This window comes from Streptosporangium longisporum, assembly GCF_039534895.1.
Lineage (GTDB): Bacteria > Actinomycetota > Actinomycetes > Streptosporangiales > Streptosporangiaceae > Streptosporangium > Streptosporangium longisporum.
The window spans coordinates 250,473-273,021 of sequence record NZ_BAAAWD010000013.1; the positions used below are offsets into that span (position 1 = coordinate 250,473).

General features: G+C 71.6%; 23 protein-coding genes. 13 read left to right on the top strand and 10 right to left on the bottom strand.

What is annotated here, in order from left to right; all coding sequences use genetic code 11:
* The 4 genes from paaC to ABD832_RS23315 all read left to right on the top strand — a co-directional run bounded on the left by paaC (position 1) and on the right by ABD832_RS23315 (position 3,540).
* On the top strand, positions 1 to 918 hold the full coding sequence (gene paaC, locus ABD832_RS23300) for a 1,2-phenylacetyl-CoA epoxidase subunit PaaC (RefSeq protein WP_344898884.1): 918 nt from the start codon (positions 1 to 3) through the stop codon (positions 916 to 918).
* Positions 915 to 1,484 carry a 1,2-phenylacetyl-CoA epoxidase subunit PaaD gene (gene paaD, locus ABD832_RS23305; protein ID WP_344898886.1) on the top strand — a complete coding sequence of 190 codons (570 nt, stop codon included), beginning with the start codon at positions 915 to 917 and terminating at the stop codon, positions 1,482 to 1,484. The genes paaC and paaD overlap by 4 nt, the downstream gene beginning before the upstream one ends.
* On the top strand, positions 1,481 to 2,578 hold the full coding sequence (paaE, locus tag ABD832_RS23310) for a 1,2-phenylacetyl-CoA epoxidase subunit PaaE (protein WP_425582635.1): 1,098 nt from the start codon (positions 1,481 to 1,483) through the stop codon (positions 2,576 to 2,578). Before paaD ends, paaE begins: the two co-directional genes overlap by 4 nt.
* Positions 2,579 to 2,691: 113 nt before the next feature.
* Positions 2,692 to 3,540, top strand: a complete 849-nt coding sequence (locus tag ABD832_RS23315) for a 3-hydroxyacyl-CoA dehydrogenase family protein (protein WP_344898890.1) — start codon at positions 2,692 to 2,694, stop codon at positions 3,538 to 3,540.
* Positions 3,541 to 3,717: 177 nt separating this feature from the next.
* Here the strand turns inward: ABD832_RS23315 and ABD832_RS23320 are convergent, their stop codons facing one another.
* From ABD832_RS23320 to ABD832_RS23330, 3 genes are all read right to left on the bottom strand, one after another.
* Complete coding sequence (locus ABD832_RS23320) at positions 3,718 to 4,347, bottom strand: TetR/AcrR family transcriptional regulator (RefSeq protein ID WP_344898892.1); 630 nt, start codon at positions 4,345 to 4,347, stop codon at positions 3,718 to 3,720.
* Positions 4,348 to 4,522: 175 nt separating this feature from the next.
* On the bottom strand, positions 4,523 to 4,840 hold the full coding sequence (locus tag ABD832_RS23325) for a hypothetical protein (RefSeq protein WP_344898894.1): 318 nt from the start codon (positions 4,838 to 4,840) through the stop codon (positions 4,523 to 4,525).
* Positions 4,841 to 5,080: 240 nt separating this feature from the next.
* Positions 5,081 to 6,076, bottom strand: coding sequence for a helix-turn-helix transcriptional regulator (locus ABD832_RS23330; protein ID WP_344898896.1), 996 nt, complete (start codon positions 6,074 to 6,076; stop codon positions 5,081 to 5,083).
* A gap of 136 nt (positions 6,077 to 6,212) precedes the next feature.
* Between ABD832_RS23330 and ABD832_RS23335 the strand changes: the two genes are divergently transcribed.
* The gene (locus ABD832_RS23335) at positions 6,213 to 6,608 is read left to right on the top strand and encodes a RidA family protein (protein WP_344898938.1); all 396 of its coding nucleotides are present in this window, start codon (positions 6,213 to 6,215) and stop codon (positions 6,606 to 6,608) included.
* A gap of 151 nt (positions 6,609 to 6,759) precedes the next feature.
* On the opposite strand, the gene ABD832_RS23340 is transcribed toward ABD832_RS23335, so the two are convergent.
* Complete coding sequence (locus tag ABD832_RS23340) at positions 6,760 to 7,647, bottom strand: LysR family transcriptional regulator (RefSeq protein WP_344898898.1); 888 nt, start codon at positions 7,645 to 7,647, stop codon at positions 6,760 to 6,762.
* A gap of 133 nt (positions 7,648 to 7,780) precedes the next feature.
* On the opposite strand from ABD832_RS23340, the gene ABD832_RS23345 reads away from it, so the two are divergent.
* Entirely contained in the window at positions 7,781 to 8,233 is a 453-nt protein-coding gene (locus tag ABD832_RS23345; RefSeq protein WP_344898900.1) for a nuclear transport factor 2 family protein, read from the top strand.
* 78 nt (positions 8,234 to 8,311) lie between these two features.
* Positions 8,312 to 8,848, top strand: a complete 537-nt coding sequence (locus tag ABD832_RS23350) for a YceI family protein (protein ID WP_344898902.1) — start codon at positions 8,312 to 8,314, stop codon at positions 8,846 to 8,848.
* Positions 8,849 to 8,963: 115 nt separating this feature from the next.
* Here ABD832_RS23350 and ABD832_RS23355 read toward each other — a convergent pair whose 3' ends face one another.
* Both ABD832_RS23355 and ABD832_RS23360 read right to left on the bottom strand, forming a co-directional pair.
* Complete coding sequence (locus ABD832_RS23355; protein WP_344898904.1) at positions 8,964 to 10,019, bottom strand: alpha/beta fold hydrolase; 1,056 nt, start codon at positions 10,017 to 10,019, stop codon at positions 8,964 to 8,966.
* Positions 10,016 to 10,507 (bottom strand): MarR family winged helix-turn-helix transcriptional regulator, encoded by a 492-nt coding sequence (locus ABD832_RS23360; protein WP_344898906.1) that lies wholly within the window; start codon positions 10,505 to 10,507, stop codon positions 10,016 to 10,018. The genes ABD832_RS23355 and ABD832_RS23360 overlap by 4 nt, the downstream gene beginning before the upstream one ends.
* 162 nt (positions 10,508 to 10,669) lie before the next feature.
* On the opposite strand from ABD832_RS23360, the gene ABD832_RS23365 reads away from it, so the two are divergent.
* Complete coding sequence (locus ABD832_RS23365; protein WP_344898908.1) at positions 10,670 to 11,845, top strand: erythromycin esterase family protein; 1,176 nt, start codon at positions 10,670 to 10,672, stop codon at positions 11,843 to 11,845.
* 58 nt (positions 11,846 to 11,903) lie between these two features.
* On the opposite strand, the gene ABD832_RS23370 is transcribed toward ABD832_RS23365, so the two are convergent.
* The gene (locus tag ABD832_RS23370) at positions 11,904 to 12,902 is read right to left on the bottom strand and encodes a zinc-dependent alcohol dehydrogenase family protein (RefSeq protein ID WP_344898910.1); all 999 of its coding nucleotides are present in this window, start codon (positions 12,900 to 12,902) and stop codon (positions 11,904 to 11,906) included.
* A 90-nt stretch (positions 12,903 to 12,992) separates the two neighbouring features.
* Between ABD832_RS23370 and ABD832_RS23375 the strand changes: the two genes are divergently transcribed.
* Positions 12,993 to 13,319 (top strand): ArsR/SmtB family transcription factor, encoded by a 327-nt coding sequence (locus tag ABD832_RS23375; RefSeq protein ID WP_344898912.1) that lies wholly within the window; start codon positions 12,993 to 12,995, stop codon positions 13,317 to 13,319.
* A 115-nt stretch (positions 13,320 to 13,434) separates the two neighbouring features.
* Here the strand turns inward: ABD832_RS23375 and ABD832_RS23380 are convergent, their stop codons facing one another.
* Positions 13,435 to 14,298: a LysR family transcriptional regulator gene (locus ABD832_RS23380; RefSeq protein WP_344898914.1), complete on the bottom strand. Its 864-nt coding sequence runs from the start codon at positions 14,296 to 14,298 to the stop codon at positions 13,435 to 13,437.
* Between the two features lie 92 nt (positions 14,299 to 14,390).
* Here ABD832_RS23380 and ABD832_RS23385 point away from each other — a divergent pair, with 92 nt between their 5' ends.
* Complete coding sequence (locus ABD832_RS23385) at positions 14,391 to 15,128, top strand: SDR family oxidoreductase (protein WP_344898916.1); 738 nt, start codon at positions 14,391 to 14,393, stop codon at positions 15,126 to 15,128.
* Positions 15,129 to 15,304: 176 nt separating this feature from the next.
* On the opposite strand, the gene ABD832_RS23390 is transcribed toward ABD832_RS23385, so the two are convergent.
* Positions 15,305 to 16,171 (bottom strand): universal stress protein, encoded by an 867-nt coding sequence (locus ABD832_RS23390; protein ID WP_344898918.1) that lies wholly within the window; start codon positions 16,169 to 16,171, stop codon positions 15,305 to 15,307.
* 818 nt (positions 16,172 to 16,989) lie between these two features.
* Here ABD832_RS23390 and ABD832_RS23395 point away from each other — a divergent pair.
* The 3 genes from ABD832_RS23395 to ABD832_RS23405 are packed head-to-tail and all read left to right on the top strand — an operon-like array spanning position 16,990 to position 22,165.
* Entirely contained in the window at positions 16,990 to 19,107 is a 2,118-nt protein-coding gene (locus tag ABD832_RS23395) for a family 43 glycosylhydrolase (RefSeq protein ID WP_344898920.1), read from the top strand.
* Between the two features lie 18 nt (positions 19,108 to 19,125).
* Positions 19,126 to 20,631, top strand: coding sequence for a glycoside hydrolase family 10 protein (locus ABD832_RS23400; protein WP_344898922.1), 1,506 nt, complete (start codon positions 19,126 to 19,128; stop codon positions 20,629 to 20,631).
* Positions 20,632 to 20,656: 25 nt separating this feature from the next.
* A complete protein-coding gene (locus tag ABD832_RS23405; RefSeq protein WP_344898924.1) occupies positions 20,657 to 22,165 on the top strand; it encodes a non-reducing end alpha-L-arabinofuranosidase family hydrolase in 1,509 nt (502 codons plus the stop codon).
* Positions 22,166 to 22,285: 120 nt separating this feature from the next.
* Here ABD832_RS23405 and ABD832_RS23410 read toward each other — a convergent pair.
* A partial coding sequence (locus tag ABD832_RS23410) for a substrate-binding domain-containing protein (protein WP_344898926.1) occupies positions 22,286 to 22,549 on the bottom strand: 264 nt, incomplete at its 5' end.

Here is a 22,549-nt window from a genome sequence, read left to right on the forward strand (position 1 = left end):
ATGAACGACGAACACGGCAGCGTCTTCGACGGCCTGCTCGGCGGCGACTCCTCCCAGTGGGCCTTCGGCACCGGCTTCGAGGACCCGCTGGCCGGCGTCGACACCACCCCGCCCGGCGGCGTGGACCCCGCCGAGCTGGCCACGTACTGCCTCATGCTCGGCGACGACGCCCTGATCATGTCGCAGCGCCTGTCGGAGTGGTGCAGCCGCGCCCCCGACCTGGAGGAGGACATCGCGCTGGCGAACATGGCGCTCGACCTGCTCGGGCAGGCGCGGCTGCTGCTGGCGCGCGCGGCCGCCGCCGACCCGCGTGTCGTGCCCGCGCTGCCCGACGGCTCGCCGGTGCCCCCGGAGGACGCGCTCGCCTTCTTCCGCGACGACCGCGCGTTCCGCAACGTGCGCCTGGCCGAGGTGGCCAACGGCGACTTCGCGCACGTCGTCGTCCGCCTGCTGCTGTTCTCGACCGCCCGGCTGGCGCTGCTGGAGCGGCTGCGCGCCAGCCGCGACACCGTGCTGGCCGCGGTGGCGGCCAAGGGGGTCAAGGAGGTCACCTACCACCGCGACTGGGCCGGGCGCTGGTTCCTCACCCTGGCGCAGGGCACCGAGGAGTCGCGCCGCAGGCTTCTTTCCGCCCTCGACGCCCTGTGGCCGCTGCAGCCCGAGCTGGTCGCCGCGCATCCGCTCGAACGCTCCCTGGCGCTGGCCGGCGTCGGCGTGGACCCCGCGTCCCTGCGGGAGGAGGTGGACGCCGTCCTCGGCCAGGTGTTCAGCCTCAGTGACGTCGGCCGTCCCGAACGGGCACCGCTGGCCGGCGTCGGCGGGCGGACGGGCCGCGACGGCCTGCACACCGAGGCCCTGAGCCTGCTGCTCGCCGAGATGCAGGTGGTCGCCCGCGCACACCCGGACGGGCGCTGGTGAACGCCGCACGGCGCGCCGCCGAGGCCGCCGGCCGGACGCACGACCCGGATGCGGACGACGCCCGGCGGCGTGCCGCCGAGGCCGCCGGTCAGGTGCGCGACCCCGAGATGCCGATGCTCACCCTCACCGACCTCGGCGTGCTGCGCGGCGTCGAGGTGGAACGGGACGCGAACGGCGCGCGGACCGTCGTCGTCTCGATCACGCCGACCTACACCGGCTGCCCGGCCATGGGGACCATGCGCGACGACCTCGTCCACCGGCTCGGCGACGCGGGGTTCGACCGCGTCGAGGTACGGGTCGTGCTCGACCCGCCCTGGTCCAGCGACTGGATCTCCGAACGCGGCCGCGCCGCGCTGCGTGCCGCCGGGCTGTCGGCGCCCGGCCCCGCACCCCGGCGTACCGGACCGGTCGCGCTCACGCTCGGCCCGGCCCGCACCGCGCCGCCCTGTCCGCGCTGCGGCTCGGCGGCCACCCGGCTGACCTCCGAGTTCGGCGCCACCGCCTGCAAGGCCCTCTACCGCTGCACCGACTGCGCCGAACCGTTCGAGCACGTCAAGGAGATCTGACCATGACCACGCTCGCGACCGGCCCCGCCCGCTCCAGGGCCGCCGCCTTCCACCCGCTGACCGTCACGGCGGTGGACCGGTTGTGCGAGGACGCCACCGCGATCACCTTCACCGTCCCCGACGAGCTGCGCGAGGCCTACGCCTTCCACGCCGGGCAGTCGCTCACCCTGCGGCGCCTCATCGACGGGCACGAGCACCGCCGCTCCTACTCGATCTGCGCCCCGGCCAGTGCCGCGCCGCGCATCGGCGTCCGCGAGATCCCCGGCGGGCTGTTCTCCTCCTGGCTCGTGCACGAGGTGACGCCGGGCACCCGGATCGAGGTCCAGCCGCCCACCGGATCGTGGCGGGCCGACCCGCAGACGGGTGAGCGGCACCTGTGCGTCGCCGCGGGCTCCGGCATCACCCCGATGCTGTCGGTCGCCGCGACGGTGCTCGGCCACCCCGAGGCCCAGGTCTCGATCGTGTACGGCAACCGCACCAGCGCCACCGTCATGTTCGCCGAGGAACTCGGCGACCTGAAGAACCGCTACGGTCCCCGCCTGCAGATCGTGCACACGCTCTCGCGCGAACCGCGTGACGTCGAGCTGTTCTCCGGCCGCCTCGACGGCGACCGGCTGCGCCGCCTCCTGACCACCCTCGTCCCCGTCGAGGTGTTCGACCACGTCTGGCTGTGCGGGCCGCTGGCGATGATCGAGGAGGCGCGGCACGTGCTCACCGAGCTCGGCGTCCCGGCCGGACGCGTCCACGTCGAGCTGTTCTACGCCGACGCCCCGCCGCCACCCCCGCTGCGGGCCGTCGACGGGCTCCCGTCCGGTGCGACGAGCGAGCTGACGACGGTGCTCGACGGCCGGCGCACCACCTCGACCGTCTCCCGGGAGACGACGATCCTCGACAGCGCCCAGGCCACGCGCTCCGACCTGCCGTTCGCCTGCAAGGGCGGCGTCTGCGGGACCTGCCGCGCCGTCGTCCGCGAGGGCACGGTCGACATGCGCCGCAACTACGCCCTCGACCGGTCGGAGGTCGACGCCGGGTTCGTCCTCACCTGCCAGACGTTCCCGGCCGACGACAGCGTCACCGTCGACTACGACGCCTGACCCCGGCCCTTCCTGCGCCGGGAGCGATCGACACCGAGACCGATCGGCGCCGGGACCGACGAGGAACACGCCCATACGGCGGCGTTCGCAGACCGACGGAAAGGACACAGATCATGAACGACGACCGCCCGGAGACGGTCGGGATCCTCGGCGGCGGACGGATGGGATCCGGGATCGCGCACGCCTTCCTCGCCTCCGGCAGCCGGGTCGTCATCGTCGAGAACGACCCGGAGGCGGCGGACGCGGCCAGGAGGCGGGTGGGCGACGGCCTGGCCAGGGCTCATGCGAAGAACACCCTCGCCACCTCGCCCGCGGACGCCATGGCGCGGCTGCGGACGACCGCCGACCCGGCCGAACTGGCCGGGTGCGAACTCGTCGTCGAGGCGGTCCCGGAGGACATGACGCTCAAGGCCGCGGTCCTCGCCACGGCCGGCGAGCACGCCCCCGGGGCCGTGCTCGCCTCGAACACCAGCAGCCTGTCGATCGACGCGCTCGCCGCCGGCCTGGCCGCGCCCGATCGCTTCATCGGGCTGCACTTCTTCAACCCCGTCCCGGTGAGCGACCTCGTCGAGATCGTCGTCGGATCCCGTACCGCGCCCGAGCTGGTCGCGCGGGCCCAGGGCTGGGTGGCGGCGCTCGGCAGGACGGCGGTCACCGTGTCGGACTCCCCGGGCTTCGCCAGCAGCCGTCTCGGGGTCTGCCTGGCCCTGGAGGCGATGCGGATGCTGGAGGAGGGGGTGGCGAGCGCGGCCGACATCGACGCGGTGATGGTCCTGGGCTACCGCCACCCGATGGGGCCGCTCCGGACCACCGACGTGGTGGGGCTCGACGTGCGGCTCGCGATCGCCGAGCACCTGGCACGCGAGCTCGGGCCCCGTTTCGAGCCGCCCCGGATCCTGCGCGACCTCGTCGCCGCCGGGCACCTCGGACGCAAGACCGGCCGGGGCTTCTTCACCTGGTGAGGCAGGCCCGCGGCGCGGAAGAGCGCAGCGCACGGCGTAGCCGGTCCGCGCGGCGCGGAGACCGCACGGCGTAACCGGTCCGCGTGGCGCGGAGAGCGCACGGCGTAGCCGGTCCGCGCGGCGCGGGAGACCGCATGGAACGGCCGGTCCGGACGGCGCGGCCGATCACGCGGGCTTTCAGGCCTCGTGCCGGGCCAGGCCGTCGAAGGCGATGAGGCTGATCACGTCGGCGATCGTCACCGGATCGAACATCCCGTCCGCGCGGTACCACTCGACCAGCGAGTTCACCATGCCGAACAGCAGCCGGCTCACGAGCGCCGGGGGGACGTCGCCCCGCAGGGAACCCTCCGCGACGGCGGCCGCGACGAGCTCGGCGAGGCGGTCGTCCAGCCAGCGGCGCCGTTCCAGCGCGGCCAGCTCGACCGCACTGTTGCCGCGTACCCGCAGCAGGAGCGTGACGGACGGCTGGTGCGCCACGAGCACCTCGACGCTGCGCCGCGTCACCTCGCGCAACCGCGCGTAGGCGGTCGTCCCGGCCCGGTCCCGCATGGCCTCGTCCACGACGGCCGTGAGCTCGTCGAGCGCGTCGTCCAGGGCCTCACCGAGCAGCTGCTCCTTGCTCGTGACGTGGTGGTAGATGGCCGCTTTCGTCAGGCCCAGCTCCTTGGCCAGGTCCCCCATGCTCGTGGCGTCGTACCCCTTGCGGTTGAACAGCTCCACCGCGGTGCGCAGGATCGCCGCCTGGTCGTGGCCGGGACGGCCACGCCGACGGGCCGGGGTGGGAGCGGCGGAGCCGGTCGTCGTCACCGATGCAGCATCTCACGCGCGTCTCCGGCTACCGCCCAGGGGCCGCCCGCCCGGCGCAACCCCTCGGGAGTCCGCACGGCACACGCCCCGCCCGGCGGCTGCCCCGGTGCCACAAGCCGCCGGGCGGCGATGCACCGGGGCACCGCCCGTGCCCGTCGCGGCGTCCCTCTCCGGACTAGCGGGGCCGGCTGAGGGCGGCCTCGGCGAGATCCGTCCACGTCCCGGCCGAGGAGTGGGGCACGACCACCCAGTCCTTCATCTCCCTGCCCCGCCCCGAAGGGTCGAACAGGGACGCCCCGGCCAGCCGGAGCGCGACCGCGTGCTCGGGGGTGTCCCTGACCAGCCGGAACACCATCGCGCCGTCACGCTGCAGGCTGGCGAACACCTTCCCCTCCCGATCCTTGAGCGCGGGACTCCCCATCATCGTGGAGATCCGTACACCCAGGTCGGCCAGCTCGGCGCCGACCTGCTCGAAATCCTCTTCCGCACTCATCGTCAGTCGGTTCCGAACTCCATCGGGGCGTGGTCGGGCGGCTCGTCGTGACCGGGGCTCCTCCCGCGTGACGCGATCGTCTCGCCCCCGCCTCCGCCGGCACGGCGCTCAGGCTAGCCGTCCCGGCGGCAACGATCAAGGCCGGGTACGGGGCACCGGCCACGCCGGTCCCGCCGCCGATCCCCGGCGTGATCCGGGCAGCGGAACCCGTCCCATGGCCTGAAAACCACACGGAAGGGCTCAACGCGGGGTTCCGTTCCCGGGAGGACCCTCGTAGAAGGCGGCGATCGCGGCCGCGCGGTCGCGCAGGGAGTCACGCAACCACTGCGGTGCCAGGGCCTCCGCGCTCGCGGTGAGCCGCCACAACGCCCATTCGGCGTGTCTCGCGTCCTGGAAGGTCACCTCCAGCCGCAGCCGGCCGTCCGCATCGGCCTCCTCGGCGAGAACGGCCAGCGCCGTGCCCACCAGATCCTCCCGCCGCGCCGCCTCCACCCGTACCAGCACGGTCACCTGATCGTCACCACCGGTCCGGAACCGCCTGCTGCGTTCCTGCCAGGCCCGGTCCAGATCGACCCGCTCCGGCCGCTGCGCGGGCTCGGCGAGCTCCTCGGCCGCCAGGATGCGGGACAACCGGTAGGTGCGGTCCGCGCCGGACCTCGTGGCCAGCAGATAACCCTGATCACGTACGGTGACCAGGCCGATCGGGTCCACCGTGCGCCATCTCGCGCTCTGGCCCACGGCCTCGTAGTGAATGCGCAGTCTGCGACCGGCGAACACCGCGCGCAGCACCTCGGCCACGATGGCGTCGGGCACCTCCTCGGCCACCAGCCGGCGCGCGAGAAGGTCGGTCTCCGGGTCGATGAGCAGCCGCTCCGCCGCACCGGCCGCGGTGTCCCGATAGCTCTCCGGCAGTGCGTCGACCACCTTCAGCATCGCCGAGGCCAGCGCCGAGCCCAGGCCGAACGCCTGCGCGCCGCGCCGCGATCCGGCGACCAGCAGGGCAAGGGCCTCGTCACGGTTCAGCCCGGTCAGCTCGGTCCGGAAACCCGGCAGCAACGCGAACCCACCGTGCCGGCCACGCTCGGCGTAGACCGGGACACCGGCCGCGGACAGCGCCTCGATGTCACGCAGCACGGTGCGGGTGGACACCTCCAGCTCACGGGCCAGCGCGGTCGCCGACAACCGGCCGTGCTGCCGCAGCAGCAACACCAGCGAGACCAACCGGTCGGCGCGCACACGAAAAGTATGCCGCCGATACACGACACAGGATGTCGTGATTCACCGAGAGGCTTACCGGCATCACGAGAAAACGGCGGCCACCGAGCCGGCGGACATACATGATCTCGACGAATCACATGGAGCTGACATGACAATCGAGCGAACGGCGATCAACCCGTGGACCTGGTCGGTGGAGCTGGGCTACAACCAGGGTGAGATCGTCTCCGGCCACACCCGGACCCTCTACTGCGCCGGGCAGACCGCGATGAGCGGCGAAGGCAGGCCCCAGCACGCCGGCGACATGGGCGCGCAGCTCGAACTGAGCCTCGGCAACCTGGAGGCCGTGCTCGGCAAGGGCGGCATGTCCCTGGCGAACCTCGTCCGGCTCAACGTCTACACCACCGACGTCGATCGGCTCTTCGAGCACTACGGTGTGCTGGCGTCGCGACTGGGCGCCGCCGGGGTGGCACCGCCCACCACGATGCTCGGGGTGACACGGCTGGCCGTCCCCGACCTGATGGTCGAACTGGAGGGGACCGCGGTCGCGTGACGTGACCTCACCGCCTCCGGCACCCCTGCCGGAGGCGGTACCGGCAGCACTCCGGAGCGGCCCCTGTTCGCGGGCGAGGGGTCTTCGATCCGTTATCGATCGAACGCCTTTACGATGTAGATTTATTACGAATCGCGGCCTTCGTCCGCCGTCACAGGGTGATGGGGCCGAGGTCGGCGGCGGTCCGGGCCAGCGCGCGGAGGGCCGGGCCGTCGGCGGCGGACCGCCATGTCAGCGCCCATCGCAGGACGGGGGCGTCGCGCAGGGGCAGGAAGACGACGCCGGGAGGGTTGTTGTAGCGGGCGGCGACCTCCCCCAGCGGGTGGACGCAGTCCCCGGCGGCGACCAGGGAGAGGATCTCGTGGAAGGTCCGCGCGGCGGGCCCGCGGGGAACGCGACGGCCCAGCGGCGTGCGCGTGGGGACCATGGACTCGACCCAGTACGCGGGGGCGTCGGGGCCGAGGTCGACGACGTGGTTGTCGGCCAGGTCCTCCAGGGACGCGGTTCCGCGACCGGCGAGCGGATGGTCCGCGGGCACGGCCAGCACGCGACCCGCGGTGAACACGACGGGGCCGACCGTGAGGTCCGGTTCGGCGACGGGCAGCCACAGCACGTGCGCGTCATGGTCCCCGGTCCGCAGGGCGGTGAACGGGTCGCTGCCGTTGATCTCGCCGAACCGGACGTCGATCCCGGGATGGCGGGTGCGGAACGCGTCGACGAGGGGACGCAGTTCGTGCCCGGCATGGCCGAACACCCCCAGCCGCAGGGTCTGGGAGCCCAGGCCGGCCGCTTCGGCACGGGCGAGCCCTGCCCGCAGGAGGTCGAGGGCCTGCTGGAGGTCCTCGCGCAGCCGCCGGCCGACAGGGGTCAGGGTCACCCGCCTGCTGGTGCGGTCGAACAGGACCACGCCGAGGCGTCGTTCCTGCCTGCCGACGGCCTGGCTGACCCGGGCCTGGGACACGCCGAGCCGTTCGGCGGTACGGCCGAAATGCAGCTCCTCGGCCAGCGTCAGGAAGATCTCGATGTCGCGCAGCTCCACGGATAACCCCTGTGTTATGAATCGCCCCACGAAGCTTACCTTGTTCCGCCACTGACCTGCGGCGATGCTGGACGCATAATCACCGGCAGGCGGCCCACGCCTGACCGGCACACCGACGGGGCCGGGGGGACCGATGGACGGCATGCGGGCCATCGCCGATCGTTTCGAGATCGAATCGCTGCGCGCCGAACTCACCGACGCGGTGATGATGCGCGACCACGACCGCGCCGGGTCGCTGTTCACCCCCGACGCCGTGGTGCGGTGGCCGCACATCGGCAGGGAGTTCACCGGCCGGGAGCAGATCCGCGCGGGGATCGAGTGGGGGCAGGGGTTGTGGGAGTTCTTCGTGCAGAACCTCCACCCGGGCGTCGTCCGGCTGGACGGCGACACCGCGACCGGCCGCGCGTACGTCCAGGAGTTCGGGCGGATGCGCGACGGCGCCTCGCATCGCAACCACGCCCTCTACCACGACCGCTACCGGCGGACCCCCGACGGCTGGAGGTTCAGCGAGCGCGTCTACGAGATCCGGTATCTCGACTCCAGCCCGCTGGCGGGCTCGCCGCCCCCCGCCGCGCCCGAGGCGTGAGCGCGCCCCACGACCGTCCGGAGCCGGACGGACGAACGGTCTCCCCTCCCCCGCCTCTTCCCTCCAGGAGCGACCAGCATGACGACCACGCTCGGCGAGCTGACCGGCGACTACGCCTTCGACACCGCCCGTACCCGGATCGGCTTCACCGCCCGGCACACGATCGGCCCCGTGGTACGCGGGCGGTTCGAGAGGGTCGAGGGCGGCGCGCACGTGGACGGCGACCACCCGTCCAGGTCGAGCGTCACGGTGACGATCGGGGCCGGCAGCCTCCAGACCCTCAACCCGCGACGCGACAAGGCGCTGCGCGGCAAGTTCCTGGACCTGGACGACCACCCGGCCATCACCTTCACCTCGACCGGGGTACGGCAGGCCGGCGAGACCGCCTTCCTGCTCACCGGTGACCTGACCATCCGTGGCGTGACCAGGCCCGTGACCGTGGACGTCGAACGCATCGGCGTCGAGCAGGACCCGCGGGGCGGCGCCCGGATCCGTTTCCGGGGCGGCGCGACGATCGACCGCAAGGACTGGGGCGTGCACTGGGCCGGCGCCGCGGGCCTGGTCGCCAGGAAGGTGACGCTGGAGTTCGACGTCACCGTGATCCGGCGGACCTGACCCGGCCCGCGTCCACCCGGCTCCCGGGCCCGTCACGGACGGGGCACGCCCGGGTCATCGCCCGAGCCGCCGTCCCGGACCCGGGAGCCCGGCGGCCGACGGGCGGAAGGCGGCGTCACGCCCGTCCGGCCGGGGTGGCGAACTCGCCCTTGACGTCCTCGGTGAGGAAGGTGTTCACCGCTTCCACGTACCGGCGGGGCCTGGACATGTGGATCACGTGATTGGCCTTGATCTTCATGTACCGGCTGTGCGGGACGAGCCGCCCGATCCGGGCCGCGTCCTCGTCGTCCATCGCGCCGATCAGGCCGCGGCCCGGCACGCGCCGCCAGTCGCCGTGCAGCACCAGCAGCGGGCACGACACGCGGGCGAGCGCGTCGGCGTGGTCGAGCCCCTCGTAGAACCGGCCGTCGACGAAGGCCCGCGCGAAGTCCGCGTCGTACATGGACAGGCACTTGAGCAGCAGACGGAGCTTGAGCGGGAGGTAGGGGATGTCCACCGGCAGGCCGGGACGGCGGGTCCGGAACGCCCGGACGCGACGGGACAGGAAGGAGACGAACCAGTCGGGGACGCGTTTCTCCCGGGTCTCGGAGACCGGGAGCGTCAGGCCGCGGAAGTAGTCGGCCAGATCCCGGTCGTGGGGGTCGCCGAGGGTCTCGGCGAGGTGTTCCAGCCCTTCGTACACGAAGCGGTCGCGGTCGCGGAAGCGGGGCATCTCCGCGGAGAACACCGGGGCGTCCTCCAGGATCGCCGCGGCGACCCGGCCGGGGAGGTTGGCCGCGCACCACAGGGCCAGGAGCCCGCCGGAGGAGTTGCCGGCGACGACGGCGGGGGCTCGTACGACCTCGGAGAGGAAGGCCGTCATGTCCGCGCCGAGGTGGTTCCAGGAGTACTCGCCCGGTGTCCAGCTCGACTTGCCGTGCCCGCGCACGTCGATCGCGTAGACCCGCAGCCGCCGCGACAGCGGCACCAGGACGCGCCGGTAGCTCTCCCAGGTCCCCATCTGCGCGGCCAGCAGGACCAGCGGGGGGCCGTTGTCCGGACCTGCCACGTAGTTGAGCCGCACGGTGCCGGTGTCGAACCGCCGCTCCTGGAAACCGGCCTCCCGGACGGCCTTGATGTCGATCGTCCCGGACAGGCCCTCGTACGGGTTGTGGTACGGATACGCGCTCATGGGGGTCCTTCCTCCGTGCGGTGGGGATCGGCACCGGGCGTCCGGTCCTCGGCGAGGTCCGCCGACACGAGCTCGATGAGCTCGCTCAGGGCACCGGCCAGCGCGGCGCGGCCCTGAGCGCTCATGCGTCCCAGGATGGCCGCGAACCTGTCCGCCGACCGCTGGTCCGTCGTCGTCAGCATCCGCTCCGCCTCGTCGGTGAGCCTCAGCCGGACCCGCCGGTGATCGTCGGCGTCGCTCACCCGCTGCAGGAGCCCGGCGCGGACCATCCGGTTCACCAGGGCGGACGTGGCCGCGAGCCGTCGTCCGAGGGTCTCGGACAGCTCCGACACCGTGCAGCCGTCCCGGCGGCGGACGGCGAACAGCACGCGCAGCTGCGGCAGCGTGAGGTCGAGGTCCAGCCAGGCGTCCGAGCGCTGCAGGGTCAGCATCCGCAGCCGGGACGCCAGCCGCGCGACGTCGCGGTCTTCGCCAGATGTACTTGTCATGATGTGAACAGTCTACATGGTGTTGACCATTCGGTGCCGACGCGGGGTCCGTGACGGTGCGCGGGACCTCGCGGATGCATCACCGATTGAAGGTATATGGCGAACGACGCGGTGATTCGCGGGAAAAGTTTAAATGGAGACTTCAACGATACCGTTGAGGTCATGGACATCAAGGACATCAAGGACATGGCCCGGCCGCTCGACGGCGCGGGAGTCTCGGCTCTCCTCCGGTCGCTTCCCGCACGGCCCCTGCTGCTCGGCCTCGGCGAGGCAAGGCACTTCGTGGAGGAGCTGGGCGAGGTGCGCAACGAGATCTTCCGTCATCTGGTCGAGCACGAGGGCTACCGGTCGTTCGCCGCCGAGAGCGACTGCCTCATGGGCCTCGTGGTCGACGAGCACATCGCGACGGGCGCGGGCACGCTCGACGACGTCATGGAACGCGGCTTCAGCCATGGCTTCGGCGCGTTCCCCGCCAACCGCGAGCTCGTGCGCTGGATGCGGAAGTACAACGAGGAGCATGATGAAAAGCTCCGGTTCTTCGGGTTCGACGGCCCGCTGGAGTACTGGGCGGCCAGCCCGCGCCAGGCGCTCACCGCCCTGCACGCCCTCCTGGAGGGCCCCCTGCCGTGTGACGAGAAGGCCCTCGACGAGCTGCTCGGCCCGGACGACCGGTGGGAGAACGAGGCCACGGCCATGGACCCGTCCCGGTCGATCGGCCGGTCCGCCGACGCCCGGCGGCTGCGGCTGATCACCGACGACCTGGTGGCGCTGCTGGAGACGCAGATGCCGCGGCTGGACGCGCGGGACCGGGAGCGGGCGGCACTGTACGCGCGCACCGCGGTCGGCCTGCTCCGCTACCACCACGGGATGGCCGACGACTCCCCGGCACGCTGGGGCCGGCTGTCGGCGCTGCGGGACGCGATGATGGCCGCCAACCTGCGTGCCGTCGCCGAGCACGGCCCCGCCCTGGTCTTCTCCTCCAACCTCCACCTGCAGCGCAACAAGAGCCTCATGTCGTTCGGCGACCAGACGCTGGAGTGGTGGAGCGCGGGGGCGATCGCCGGGACGTACCTGGGCGACCGGTACGCCTTCCTGGCCTCGGCCCTCGGCACGGTCGGCGACGACACCCCGTCCCCGGACAGCGTCGAGGGCGTCCTGTCCGCGCTCCCGTGGGAGCACTCGCTCGTCGACGCCCGCCGCCTGGCCGGGGCCGTCACCGGGACCGCCCCGCGCGTCTCCCCCGACTTCGCCTACTTCCCGCTGGACCCGGCCCACCTCGACCTGATCGACGGCATCGTCTTCCTCACACGGGCCGTCAGGCTGGGCCGGCCGGGGTGAACGGACGGGCCGGTTCCGAGGCGGGTCCCGGTCCGTCCGCGGGCGGGGCGGCCCCGCGTCAGTGCGCCACGGTGATCACGATCTTGCCGAACCGGGTGCCGGACTCCATGTACCGGTGGGCCTCCACGACCTCCTCCAGCGGGAAGAGGCGGTCCACCACCGGACGCAGGGACCCGGTGCGCAGGCCCGAGGTGACGAACGCCGTGGCGCGCCGCATCCGCCCGGGATCCCTGGTGATCTCCAGCATGGTGTACGTGCGCATGTTCAGCGCGGGCATGCCGAGGTCGAACCCGGGATAGGGCGTGGGCAGCCCGCTCTGCGCGCCCCACAGGACGATCGTCCCGTCGGGGGCCACCGCGCGGGCCAGGTCGGCCACCCCCGGCCCGGCGACGGCGTCGAAGACGAACTCGGCACCCCGGCCGCCGGTCACCTCCAGCACGCGTCCGGCCACGTCCTCCTCGTCCGAGACGATCACCTCGGCCGCACCCTCCTGCAGCAGCCGCCGCCGCTTGTCCCGGGTGCGGGTCACGGCCACCGGCGTGGCGCCCAGCCGGTCGGCGGTCTGGATCGCAGCCAGGCCGACGCTGCTGGAGGCCGCGGTCACCACCGCCACGTCGCCCGCCCGCATCCCCGCCACCTCCACCATCGCGCCGTAGGCCGTGAGCCACGGCATCCACACCGCCGAACCGGTCACCGCGTCCACGCCCTCCGCACGTGGCAGGAGCGCGCTCGCCGGCACGATCGCCCGCTCGGCGTACACGCCGTAGTCGTTGTGGGAGAAGCTCGGCACGACACTGACCGCCTGGCCCTCCTCGAACCCGGCGACCCCGGGGCCGGCCGCCTCGATCACACCGGCCGCCTCGTTGCCGAGCGTGGAGGGCAGGTGCTTGGCCCGCTCGATGTACAGCCCGCTCCGGAACAGGGCCTCGGCCCTGTTGACCCCGATCGCGTCCACCCGGATCCGCACCTCGCCCGGTCCCGGCTCACCGATCTCCAGGTCCTCCAGCCGCAACACCTCGGGCCCGCCGATCTCGTGGAACCGTACGACCCTTGCCATGGCGTCCTCCTTCGCTCAGGGAAACACCGCTCACCGTGCCATCAAAGTACGATCGCGGTCAAACTTTGATTCAGATCGTACTATGGAGGCATGGACCGCTCGCCCCCACACCCGGACGTCTCGGAGTTCGACCTTCAGAAAGTGCTGGAGGCCCTCGTCGACCCGGTACGCCGGAGCATCGTCACGCAGCTGGCCGCCGCCGGGCAGGACATCGCCTGCGGCGCCTTCGACATCTCGGTCAGCAAGTCCACCGCCACCCACCACTTCAAGGTGCTGCGCGAGGCGGGCCTGATCCGGCAGCACTACGTCGGCACCTCGCGCATGAACACCCTGCGCCGCGCCGAGATGAACGGGGCGTTCCCCGGACTGCTGGACGCCCTCACCACGCAGCGGCGTGCGGGGCACCGAGGACACTGAAAACACTGAGGGCACGGCATGGGGCCCCGGTGGGCCGCCGTCCCCGGATCTTTACCCCCGGGGGGCAGCCGCGCGGCTGCGGGGCCACCGTCCCCGGACCGTCACCCCCCGGGGGTCACAGCCGCGTGGCCGTGCGGACCAACCCCGCGAGGGCGAGGGAGCGGCTGTGCGCGGGCCAGGCGATGGAGGTGACGACCGGAGGCGCGTCGGTCAGCGGGACGGCGGCGTGCCCGGCCCACAGCCAGGAGCGGGCGGAGTCGGGGAAGACGGCCATGGTGCGTCCGAGGGCGATCAGCTGGGCCAGCTGCGTCTGGTCGCGGACCTCGGGACCCGGGCCGGGCGGGTACGTGCCGTGGCGGGGCCAGCGGGCGAGCGGAAGATCGGGGAGGTCGCGGACGTCGTCCATGGACAGGGTCTCGCGCGCGGCGAGGGGGTGCCCGGCGGGCAGGACGGCGATCTGCCCCTCGGTGGTCAGTTCCTCGCTGTCGAACCCCGCGAGGGAGTTGAACGGCGCGTGCATGAGCGCCACGTCGGCGCGGCCGTCGCGCAGCATCTCCTCCTGCTCGCACATACCGCTCGGGAGCACCTCGATCTCCGCGGCGCCGGGCTCGGCCGCGTAGGCGTCGAGGAGCTTCTGCAGCAGCTCGTGGGACGCGGCGGCCTTCACCGCCAGCACCAGGCGGTTACGGGAACCGCCCTGACCGTCGGCGCCACCGGCGCGACGGGTCCGGCGGGCGGCGGCGGTGGCCGCGTCGAGGGCCGCGCGGCCCTCGTACAGCAGCACCTCTCCGGCGCCGGTCAGGGAGACCCCGCGGCGGTCGCGTTCCAGCAGGGAGACGCCGAGGCGCCGCTCGAGGTGCTGGATCGCCCGCGACAGCGGCGGCTGGGCCATGCCGAGGCGCTCGGCGGCGCGGCCGAAGTGCAGCTCCTCGGCGACGGCGGTGAAGTACCTCAGCTCGCGGATCTCCAGGGCGTCCATGGCCACACCGTATGCGGTGATACCTACCGGGTATGACAGGTCACCGTATCGGTGTTGGCTGCACCGCCCGCCCGCGAGCGACCATCGACGACATGAGCGAGACGAAGACCGCGCTGGTCACCGGCGCGAACAAGGGGATCGGATACGAGATCGCGGCCGGGCTGGGGGCCCTCGGCTACCGCGTGGGCGTGGGGGCCCGCGACGAGGCCCGGCTCGGGACCGCCGTCGAGAAGCTGCGCTCCGCCGGGGTGGACGCGTTCGGCGTACCGCTGGACGTGACCGGCGACCGGAGCGTCACCGAGGCCGCGGACCTGGTCGAACGGCGGGCCGGACGCCTGGACGTCCTGGTCAACAACGCCGGCATCTCGGGGCCGACGGGCCCGGGGTGGGTGCAGGACCCGACCACGCTGGACCTCGACGTGCTCCGCGCGGTCGTGGAGACCAACGTCATCGGTGTCATCCGGGTGACCAACGCGATGCTGCCGCTGCTGCGGCGCTCGGCGTCGCCACGCATCGTCAACGTCTCCAGCAGCGTCGCCTCCCTGACCCGGCAGGCGGACCCGGACGTCGAGATCGGCCCCGTCATGGCGGCCTACGCGCCGTCGAAATCGTTCCTCAACGCCGTCACCGTGCAGTACGCCCGGCGGTTCACCGGCACGAACATCCTGATCAACGTCGCCTGCCCGGGCCTGGTCGCCACCGACTTCACCGGCTTCCAGGCGCCCCGCACCCCCGAACAGGGTGCGGCCACGGCGATCCGGCTCGCCACGCTGCCCGACGGCGGCCCGACCGGTTCGTTCTTCGAGGACGACGGCGTCATCCCCTGGTGACACGGGAACCGGCCCGCGTCCTCCTCACGGACGACCCGAGGAGGTGAGGTCCCGGGCAGGGCCGGCGCCGCCCGGGGCCAGACCCGCCGGGACGACGGCGTGGACGAGGTGATCACCCGGACAGGGTCGGTCAGGCAGGGCCGGGCCAGTCAGGCAGGACCGTCAGGCAGGGCCGGTCAGGAGGTTTCGTGGGAGGCCGGGGCCGGGGTGACGACCAGGGGGCAGGTGGCGTGGTGCAGCAGCGAGTGGCTGACCGACCCCGTCAGCAGCCCGGCCAGGTTCCCGCGTCCGCGTGAGCCGACGACCAGCAGTCCGGCGTGGGCGGCGGCCTCGGCCAGGACGTGCGCCGGATGGCCGTGTTCGAGCTGCTCGGTGACCGTGACGCCGGGGTGGCGCTCGCTCCAGCCGGCCAGGGCCTCGGCCAGCAGGCGCCGTTCGGCCTCGGCCGTCTCCTGTGCGACCCGCAGGGCCGAGGGGCCGCCACCGACGACCGGGCTGTTCCAGACGTGTACCGCCCGCAGGCCGCTGCCGCGCAGGGACGCCTCGGCGAAGGCGAAGCCCAGAGCCTCCGCCCCCGCGGCCGAACCGTCGAGGCCGACGACCACCTCCCCGTCCGGCGCGGGGAGCGGATCACGGACGACGGCCACCGGGCAGGCGGCCCGCCCGGCGACCCCCAGCGCCACCGAACCGAGCAGCATCCCCGCGAAACCCCCCAGCCCGTGGTTGCCGACCGCCAGGAGCTTTGCGTCGGCGGCGGCCTCGATCAGGACGGCGCGCGGGTCACCGCCCAGCAGATGCGTCCGTGCCGCGACCCGGGGATCCTCCTGGCGGACGCGTTCCCGTGCCGCCTCCAGCACGGAGGCGGCTCCCTCGCGCATCCAGCGGCCCACCTCGGCGTAGCGGTCCCGCTCGGAGATCTCCAGAGGCCACGCGAGCATGACGTGCACCAGGCCCAGCTCGTCACCGCGGAGCGCGGCCTCCCGCGCCGCCCAGCCCGCGGCCGCGAGCGCGGCCCGCGAACCGTCCACTCCCACCACGATCATGACGTCCCCCTCATGGGACCCATGACACCATCACCTCGGCGGACGGCCGGAGCGCCACGGCGGCAGGGATTTCTTTTACCCGGGCCCCTCCGCGGGACGGGCCACGGTGACGGTGCCTCCGGACGCGCGAGCCGGGCCGGGACCGGTGACCGGATCCACCCGGGCCGGGACCGCTGACAGGATCCACCCGGACCGGGCACGCCCGCCCGCGCAGCCGCGCGTCCCCGTCAGCGGGCTCCGCTCCCCCGGGACGCGCCGGAAGGTGCGGACGAGCGTCCACACCTCCAAAAAACGATCATGAAAGTTGTGAAATTTTCGGAACGGGCGCCGCGTACGGTCATCGTCGTCCCATCGTCACGGCCACGAGCCCCACGCCATGACTCTCCGGCAAAACCATGATCACCTCTCCTGCCGTCGCCGGGAAAAACCCTGAACGAGCAGAAGAAACGCGTCGCGCCGACGGATCGACGCCCCCCGCGGACGGGGCCCCCGGAACGGCGGCCCGCCCCGCGCGCCTCTCGCCGATCCCGGCGTTACCGAACGTTGCGGTCTAAATCAAGGCTTACGATCGTTGACTGAGCCCGGGTTCGTTCTTTACTCTCAGTTTACGTCCCGGAAATGTTAGCGTTAACATTTCGCCGTACATCAGATCGGTCCTGCCACAACTAAACGGACATCGTGTCCACCTGATCAGCCGTGAACCGGTTCGAAGTCAGAGCACCGGCACTCACGCACCGGGCGCCTTCGGCGTCGTCACCTCCAACGTCACACCCCCCGGTTACCCGCTCAGCGGCCTCACCTGACCGAAGGAGCACACCATGAAAGTCCCTCTCCGGGCTCTGCCCCCCTCCCCACGGCGTCATGGGTGGCGAAGAAGGGCGCTGGCCGTCATGGTGGCGGCTCTGATGGGCGCCGTCATGCTCGTGGCCAACGTGAACACCGCCTCGGCGGCGACGGTGGACACGAATGCGTGGTACGTGCTGGTCAACCGCACCAGCGGCAAGGCGCTGGACGTCTACAACCTCTCCACCGCAGACGGCGGCCGCATCACCCAGTGGAGCCGCAACAACGGCAACCAGCAGCAGTGGCAGTTCGTCGACTCCGGCGGCGGCTACTACCGCATCAAGTCCCGCCACTCGGGCAAGGTCCTCGACGTCAGCGGCTTCTCCACCGCCGATGGCGGCGCGGTGGTGCAGTGGGCCGACCTCAACGGCACCAACCAGCAATGGCGCCTGGCCGACTCCGACGCAGGCCACGTGCGGCTGATCAACCGCAACAGCAACAAAGCCCTCGAAGTGCAAGGTGCCTCGACCGCTGATGGGGCCAACATCGTGCAGTACGCCGACTGGGGCGGCGCCAACCAGCAGTGGCAGTTCGTCAAAATCGGCGGCACCGACCCCACCCCCACACCCACCCCGACGCCGACGCCGACTCCGGGCGGGACCTACACCAACCCGGTCGTGTGGCAGGACTTCGCCGACGGCGACATCATCCGGGTGGGCGATGCCTACTACTACTCCGCCTCCACCATGCACTACTCCCCCGGCGCGCCGATCCTGCGCTCCTACAACCTCGTCGACTGGGAATACGCCGGCCACTCGGTACCGCGCCTGGACTTCGACTCAAGCGCCTACGACCTGACCGGCGGGCGGGCGTATGTCAAGGGCATCTGGGCCTCGACGCTGAACTACCGGCCCAGCAACAGCACCTACTACTGGATGGGCTGCACCGAGTTCAACCGCACCTACGTCTACACCGCCTCGGCCGTGGACGGCGCCTGGACCAAACGCGCCCGGATCAACAACTGCTACTACGACGCCGGCCTGCTCATCGACGACAACGACACCATGTACGTCGCCTACGGCAACGGCACCATCAGCGTCGCCCAGCTCACCCCCGACGGCCTGGGCCAGGTCCGCGCCCAGCAGGTCTTCCAGACCCCCTCAAGCGTCGGCACCCTGGAAGGCGCCCGCTTCTACAAACGCGGCGGCTACTACTACATCTGGCTCACCCGCCCGGCCAACGGCCAATACGTGCTGCGCTCGAGTAGCCCCTTCGGCCCGTACGAGATGCGCCAGGTGTTGCTGAACATGCCCGGCCCCATCCCCGGCGGCGGTGTGCCCCACCAAGGCGGCATGGTCCAAACCCCCACCGGCGCCTGGTACTACATGGCCTTCGTCGACGCCTACCCCGGCGGCCGGATGCCCGCCCTGGCCCCCATCACCTGGAGCGCTGACGGCTGGCCCAGCGTGCAGACCGTCAACGGCGCCTGGGGCACCACCTACCCCCGCCCGAACATCCAGACCACCAAGACGGTCAAGTCGATGATCGGCCCCGACACCTTCACCTCCCCCACCCTGGACCACCGCTGGGAATGGAACCACAACCCCGACACCAGCCGCTTTTCCACCGGCAACGGGCTGCGCCTGCAGACCGCCACCGTCACAGGTGACCTCTACAACGCGCGCAACACGCTGACCCACCGCATCCAGGGCCCCTCCTCCACCGCCACCATCGAACTCGACCACTCGGCCATGGCCAACGGGGACCGCTCCGGGCTGGCGATGCTGCGCGACCAATCAGCGTGGATCGGCCTCAAACGCGACAACAACACCACCCGCCTGGTCATGACCAACGGCCTGAGCATGAACAGCAGCTGGCAAACCACCAGCACCGGCACCGAAGCCGCCAGCGCCCCCGTCACCGGCACCCGCATCTGGCTACGCGCCAGCGCCGACATCCGCCCCGGCACCGGACGCCAGGCCCGTTTCTCCTACAGCACCGACGGCACCACCTTCACCCCCCTGGGACCGGCCTTCACCCTCAACAACGCCTGGCAGTTCTTCATGGGCTACCGGTTTGCGATCTTCAACCACGCCACCCAATCCCTCGGCGGCGCCGTCACCGTCCGCCGCTTCGACCTCACCACCCCCTGAACCGAAAGACACCACGTGATGAACACTCCTGATCGCACGGCCGGGCCTTCCGGGCGTACCCGGTTGCGGAAACTCGTGTCCTTCCTGAGCGCCGGCGTGCTCGCCGTCGGCATGTCGGTGGCGATCTCCGCCCCGGCGGACGCCGCCTCCACCCTGGGTGCGTCGGCGGCAGAGAGGGGCGGCCGCTACTTCGGCGCCGCCGTCGCCGCCGGCAAGCTGAGCAACTCCACCTACGTCAACATCCTGAACCGCGAGTTCAACTCGGTGACCGCCGAGAACGAGATGAAGTGGGACGCCACCGAACCCCAGCGCGGCACCTTCACCTACGCCAACGCCAACCGGATCGTGAACCACGCCCTGGGACAGGGCATGAAGATCCGCGGTCACGCCCTGCTCTGGTACCAGCAGCAGCCCGGCTGGGCCAGGAACCTGTCAGGTTCCGACCTGCGCAACGCCGCGATCAACCACGTCACCCAGGTCGCCACCTACTTCCGCGGCAAGATCCACTCCTGGGACGTCGTCAACGAGGCGTTCGAAGACGGCGGCTCCGGCGCCCGGCGCGACTTCAACCTCCAGCGCACCGGCAACGACTGGATCGAGGCCGCCTTCCGCGCCGCCCGCGCCGCCGACCCCGGCGCCAAGCTCTGCTACAACGACTACAACACCGACGGGATCAACGCCAAGAGCACCGCCATCTACAACATGGTGCGCGACTTCAAGGCGCGCGGCGTGCCGATCGACTGCGTCGGCTTCCAGTCCCACCTGGGCGGCTCCCTCTCCGGTGACTACCAGGCCAACCTCCAGCGCTTCGCCGACCTCGGCGTCGACGTCCAGATCACCGAGCTCGACGTGGCCCAGGGATCCAACCAGGCCAACATCTACGCCGGCGTGACCCGGGCGTGCCTGGCGGTGGCCCGGTGCACCGGCATCACCGTCTGGGGCATCCGCGACAACGACTCCTGGCGCGGCGGCGAGAACCCGCTGCTGTTCGACGCCTCCGGCAACAAGAAGGCCGCCTACACCAGCACGCTCAACGCCCTCAACGCCGGCGGCACCCCCACCCCCAACCCCACGCCGACCCCGGGCCAGGTCGACACCAACGCCTGGTACGTGCTGGTCAACCGCACCAGTGGCAAGGCGCTGGACGTCTACAACCTGTCCACGGCCGACGGTGGCCGCATCACCCAGTGGACCCGCAACAGCGGCAACCAGCAGCAGTGGCAGTTCGTCGACTCCGGCGGCGGTAACTACCGGGTCAAGTCCCGCCACTCCGGCAAGGTGCTCGACGTCAGCGGGTTCTCCACGGCCAACGGCGGAGCGGTCGTGCAGTGGGCCGACCTCAACGGCACCAACCAGCAGTGGCGCCTCGCCGGCTCGTCGGGCGGTTACCTCCGCCTGATCAACCGCAACAGCAACAAGGCCCTGGAAGTGCAGGGCGCCTCCACCGCCGACGGCGCCAACATCGTCCAGTACGACGACTGGGGCGGCAACAACCAGCAGTGGCAGCTCTCCCGTGTCGGCTGATCGGTTCTCGAACAAGGAGCACACCTTGGACATCACGCATACCCGGCGTCCGCGCCGGAGCACGGCGGCGATCATCGCGGTCGTGACCACGCTCATGGCCGGTCTTCTGGTCGGGCTGGCCTCGACGACCGCGGCGAACGCGGCGACGGTCGACACCAACGCCTGGTACGTGCTGGTCAACCGCACCAGCGGCAAGGCCCTGGACGTCTACAACCTCTCCACGGCCGACGGCGGCCGCATCACCCAGTGGACCCGCAACAACGGCAACCAGCAGCAGTGGCAGTTCGTCGACTCCGGCGGCGGCTACTACCGCGTCAAGTCCCGCCACTCCGGCAAGGTCCTCGACGTCAGCGGGTTCTCCACGGCCAACGGCGGAGCGGTCGTGCAGTGGGCCGACCTCAACGGCACCAACCAGCAGTGGCGTCTGGCCGACTCCGACGGCGGCCACGTGCGGCTGATCAACCGCAACAGCAACAAGGCCCTGGAGGTCCAGGGCGCCTCCACCGCCGACGGCGCCAACATCGTCCAGTACGACGACTGGGGCGGCGCCAACCAGCAGTGGCAGTTCGTCAAGATCGGCAGCGAACCGACGCCGACCCCGACCGTGACGCCGACCGGCGGTAGGTGCGACCTTCCCTCGACGTACCGCTGGAGCTCGACGGGCGTGCTGGCCAACCCGAGGTCGGGCTGGGTCTCGCTCAAGGACTTCACCGTCGCCCCCTACGAGGGCAAGCAGCTCGTCTACGCCACGACCCACGACTTCGGCAAGACCTGGGGCTCGATGAACTTCGGCCTGTTCACCAACTGGTCGCAGATGGCCTCGGCCAGCCAGAACGCGATGTCCGCCGCCGCGGTGGCCCCCTCGCTGTTCTACTTCGCCCCCAAGAACATCTGGGTGCTGACCTACCAGTGGGGCGGCGGAGCCGCCTTCTTCTACCGCACCTCCACCAACCCCACCAACCCCAACGGCTGGTCGGCCCAGCAGGTCATGTTCACCGGCAGCATCACCGGCTCCGACACCGGCCCCATCGACCAGACCGTCATCGCCGACGGCACGAACATGTACCTGTTCTTCGCCGGCGACAACGGCAAGATCTACCGGACCAGCATGCCGATCGGTAACTTCCCCGGCAACTTCGGCTCCTCGTCGACCGTCATCATGAGCGACACGAAGGAGAACCTGTTCGAGGCCGTGCAGGTCTACAAGCTGCAGAACCAGAACCGCTACCTCATGATCGTCGAGGCCATGGGCGCGCGGGGCCGCTACTTCCGCTCCTTCACCGCCACCAGCCTGAACGGTTCGTGGACCCCGCAGGCCGCCACCGAGTCCAACCCGTTCGCGGGCAAGGCCAACAGCGGCGCCACCTGGACCAACGACATCAGCCACGGTGAGCTGCTGCGCACCAGTGCCGACCAGACCATGACCGTCGACCCCTGCAACCTGCAGCTGCTCTACCAGGGCCGCGACCCCAACGTCAACCCCGAATACGGCCTCCTGCCCTACCGGCCGGGCCTGCTGACCCTCCAGCGCTGACGACCTGACACCGATCCGGCCTTCTGCCGGGTCACCACTGAACCGGCCCCGGGCGCGGGGAGAGAGCGATCACCGCGCCCGGGGCCCACCAGTTCCCCCGTGGGACACGGGTCCCGCCTCTCATCGCACCGGTACCGGACGTCTCCCGGCAGGCGCCGTGCTGCTTCCCCGGACGATCAGCTCGGTGCTCAGGATGAGGCGGTTCTGGACCGGGGACTCGCCGTTGGTCAGGCCCACCACCATGGACGCACCGGCCATGCCCATGTCCCGCAGCGGCTGGCGGACGGTGGTCAGGGGCGGGCTGACCCACTGGGCGGGCGTCAGATCGTCGAAGCCCACCACGCTCACGTCGCCGGGGACGCGCATGCCCATCCTCGCGGCCGC

What these genes read in the sequence shown, in the direction of transcription:
- ABD832_RS23390 (WP_344898918.1), bottom strand. Translation starts at nt 16,171, where the DNA reads ATGATCGTGGTGGGAGTGGACGGTTCGCGGGCCGCGCTCGCGGCCGCG.
- ABD832_RS23375 (WP_344898912.1), top strand. Translation starts at nt 12,993, where the DNA reads ATGGACCGCTCGCCCCCACACCCGGACGTCTCGGAGTTCGACCTTCAG.
- ABD832_RS23400 (WP_344898922.1), top strand. Translation starts at nt 19,126, where the DNA reads ATGAACACTCCTGATCGCACGGCCGGGCCTTCCGGGCGTACCCGGTTG.
- paaC (WP_344898884.1), top strand. Translation starts at nt 1, where the DNA reads ATGAACGACGAACACGGCAGCGTCTTCGACGGCCTGCTCGGCGGCGAC.
- ABD832_RS23350 (WP_344898902.1), top strand. Translation starts at nt 8,312, where the DNA reads ATGACGACCACGCTCGGCGAGCTGACCGGCGACTACGCCTTCGACACC.
- ABD832_RS23370 (WP_344898910.1), bottom strand. Translation starts at nt 12,902, where the DNA reads ATGGCAAGGGTCGTACGGTTCCACGAGATCGGCGGGCCCGAGGTGTTG.
- ABD832_RS23365 (WP_344898908.1), top strand. Translation starts at nt 10,670, where the DNA reads ATGGACATCAAGGACATCAAGGACATGGCCCGGCCGCTCGACGGCGCG.
- ABD832_RS23315 (WP_344898890.1), top strand. Translation starts at nt 2,692, where the DNA reads ATGAACGACGACCGCCCGGAGACGGTCGGGATCCTCGGCGGCGGACGG.
- ABD832_RS23395 (WP_344898920.1), top strand. Translation starts at nt 16,990, where the DNA reads ATGAAAGTCCCTCTCCGGGCTCTGCCCCCCTCCCCACGGCGTCATGGG.
- ABD832_RS23380 (WP_344898914.1), bottom strand. Translation starts at nt 14,298, where the DNA reads ATGGACGCCCTGGAGATCCGCGAGCTGAGGTACTTCACCGCCGTCGCC.
- ABD832_RS23325 (WP_344898894.1), bottom strand. Translation starts at nt 4,840, where the DNA reads ATGAGTGCGGAAGAGGATTTCGAGCAGGTCGGCGCCGAGCTGGCCGAC.
- ABD832_RS23345 (WP_344898900.1), top strand. Translation starts at nt 7,781, where the DNA reads ATGGACGGCATGCGGGCCATCGCCGATCGTTTCGAGATCGAATCGCTG.
- ABD832_RS23360 (WP_344898906.1), bottom strand. Translation starts at nt 10,507, where the DNA reads ATGACAAGTACATCTGGCGAAGACCGCGACGTCGCGCGGCTGGCGTCC.
- ABD832_RS23385 (WP_344898916.1), top strand. Translation starts at nt 14,391, where the DNA reads ATGAGCGAGACGAAGACCGCGCTGGTCACCGGCGCGAACAAGGGGATC.
- ABD832_RS23355 (WP_344898904.1), bottom strand. Translation starts at nt 10,019, where the DNA reads ATGAGCGCGTATCCGTACCACAACCCGTACGAGGGCCTGTCCGGGACG.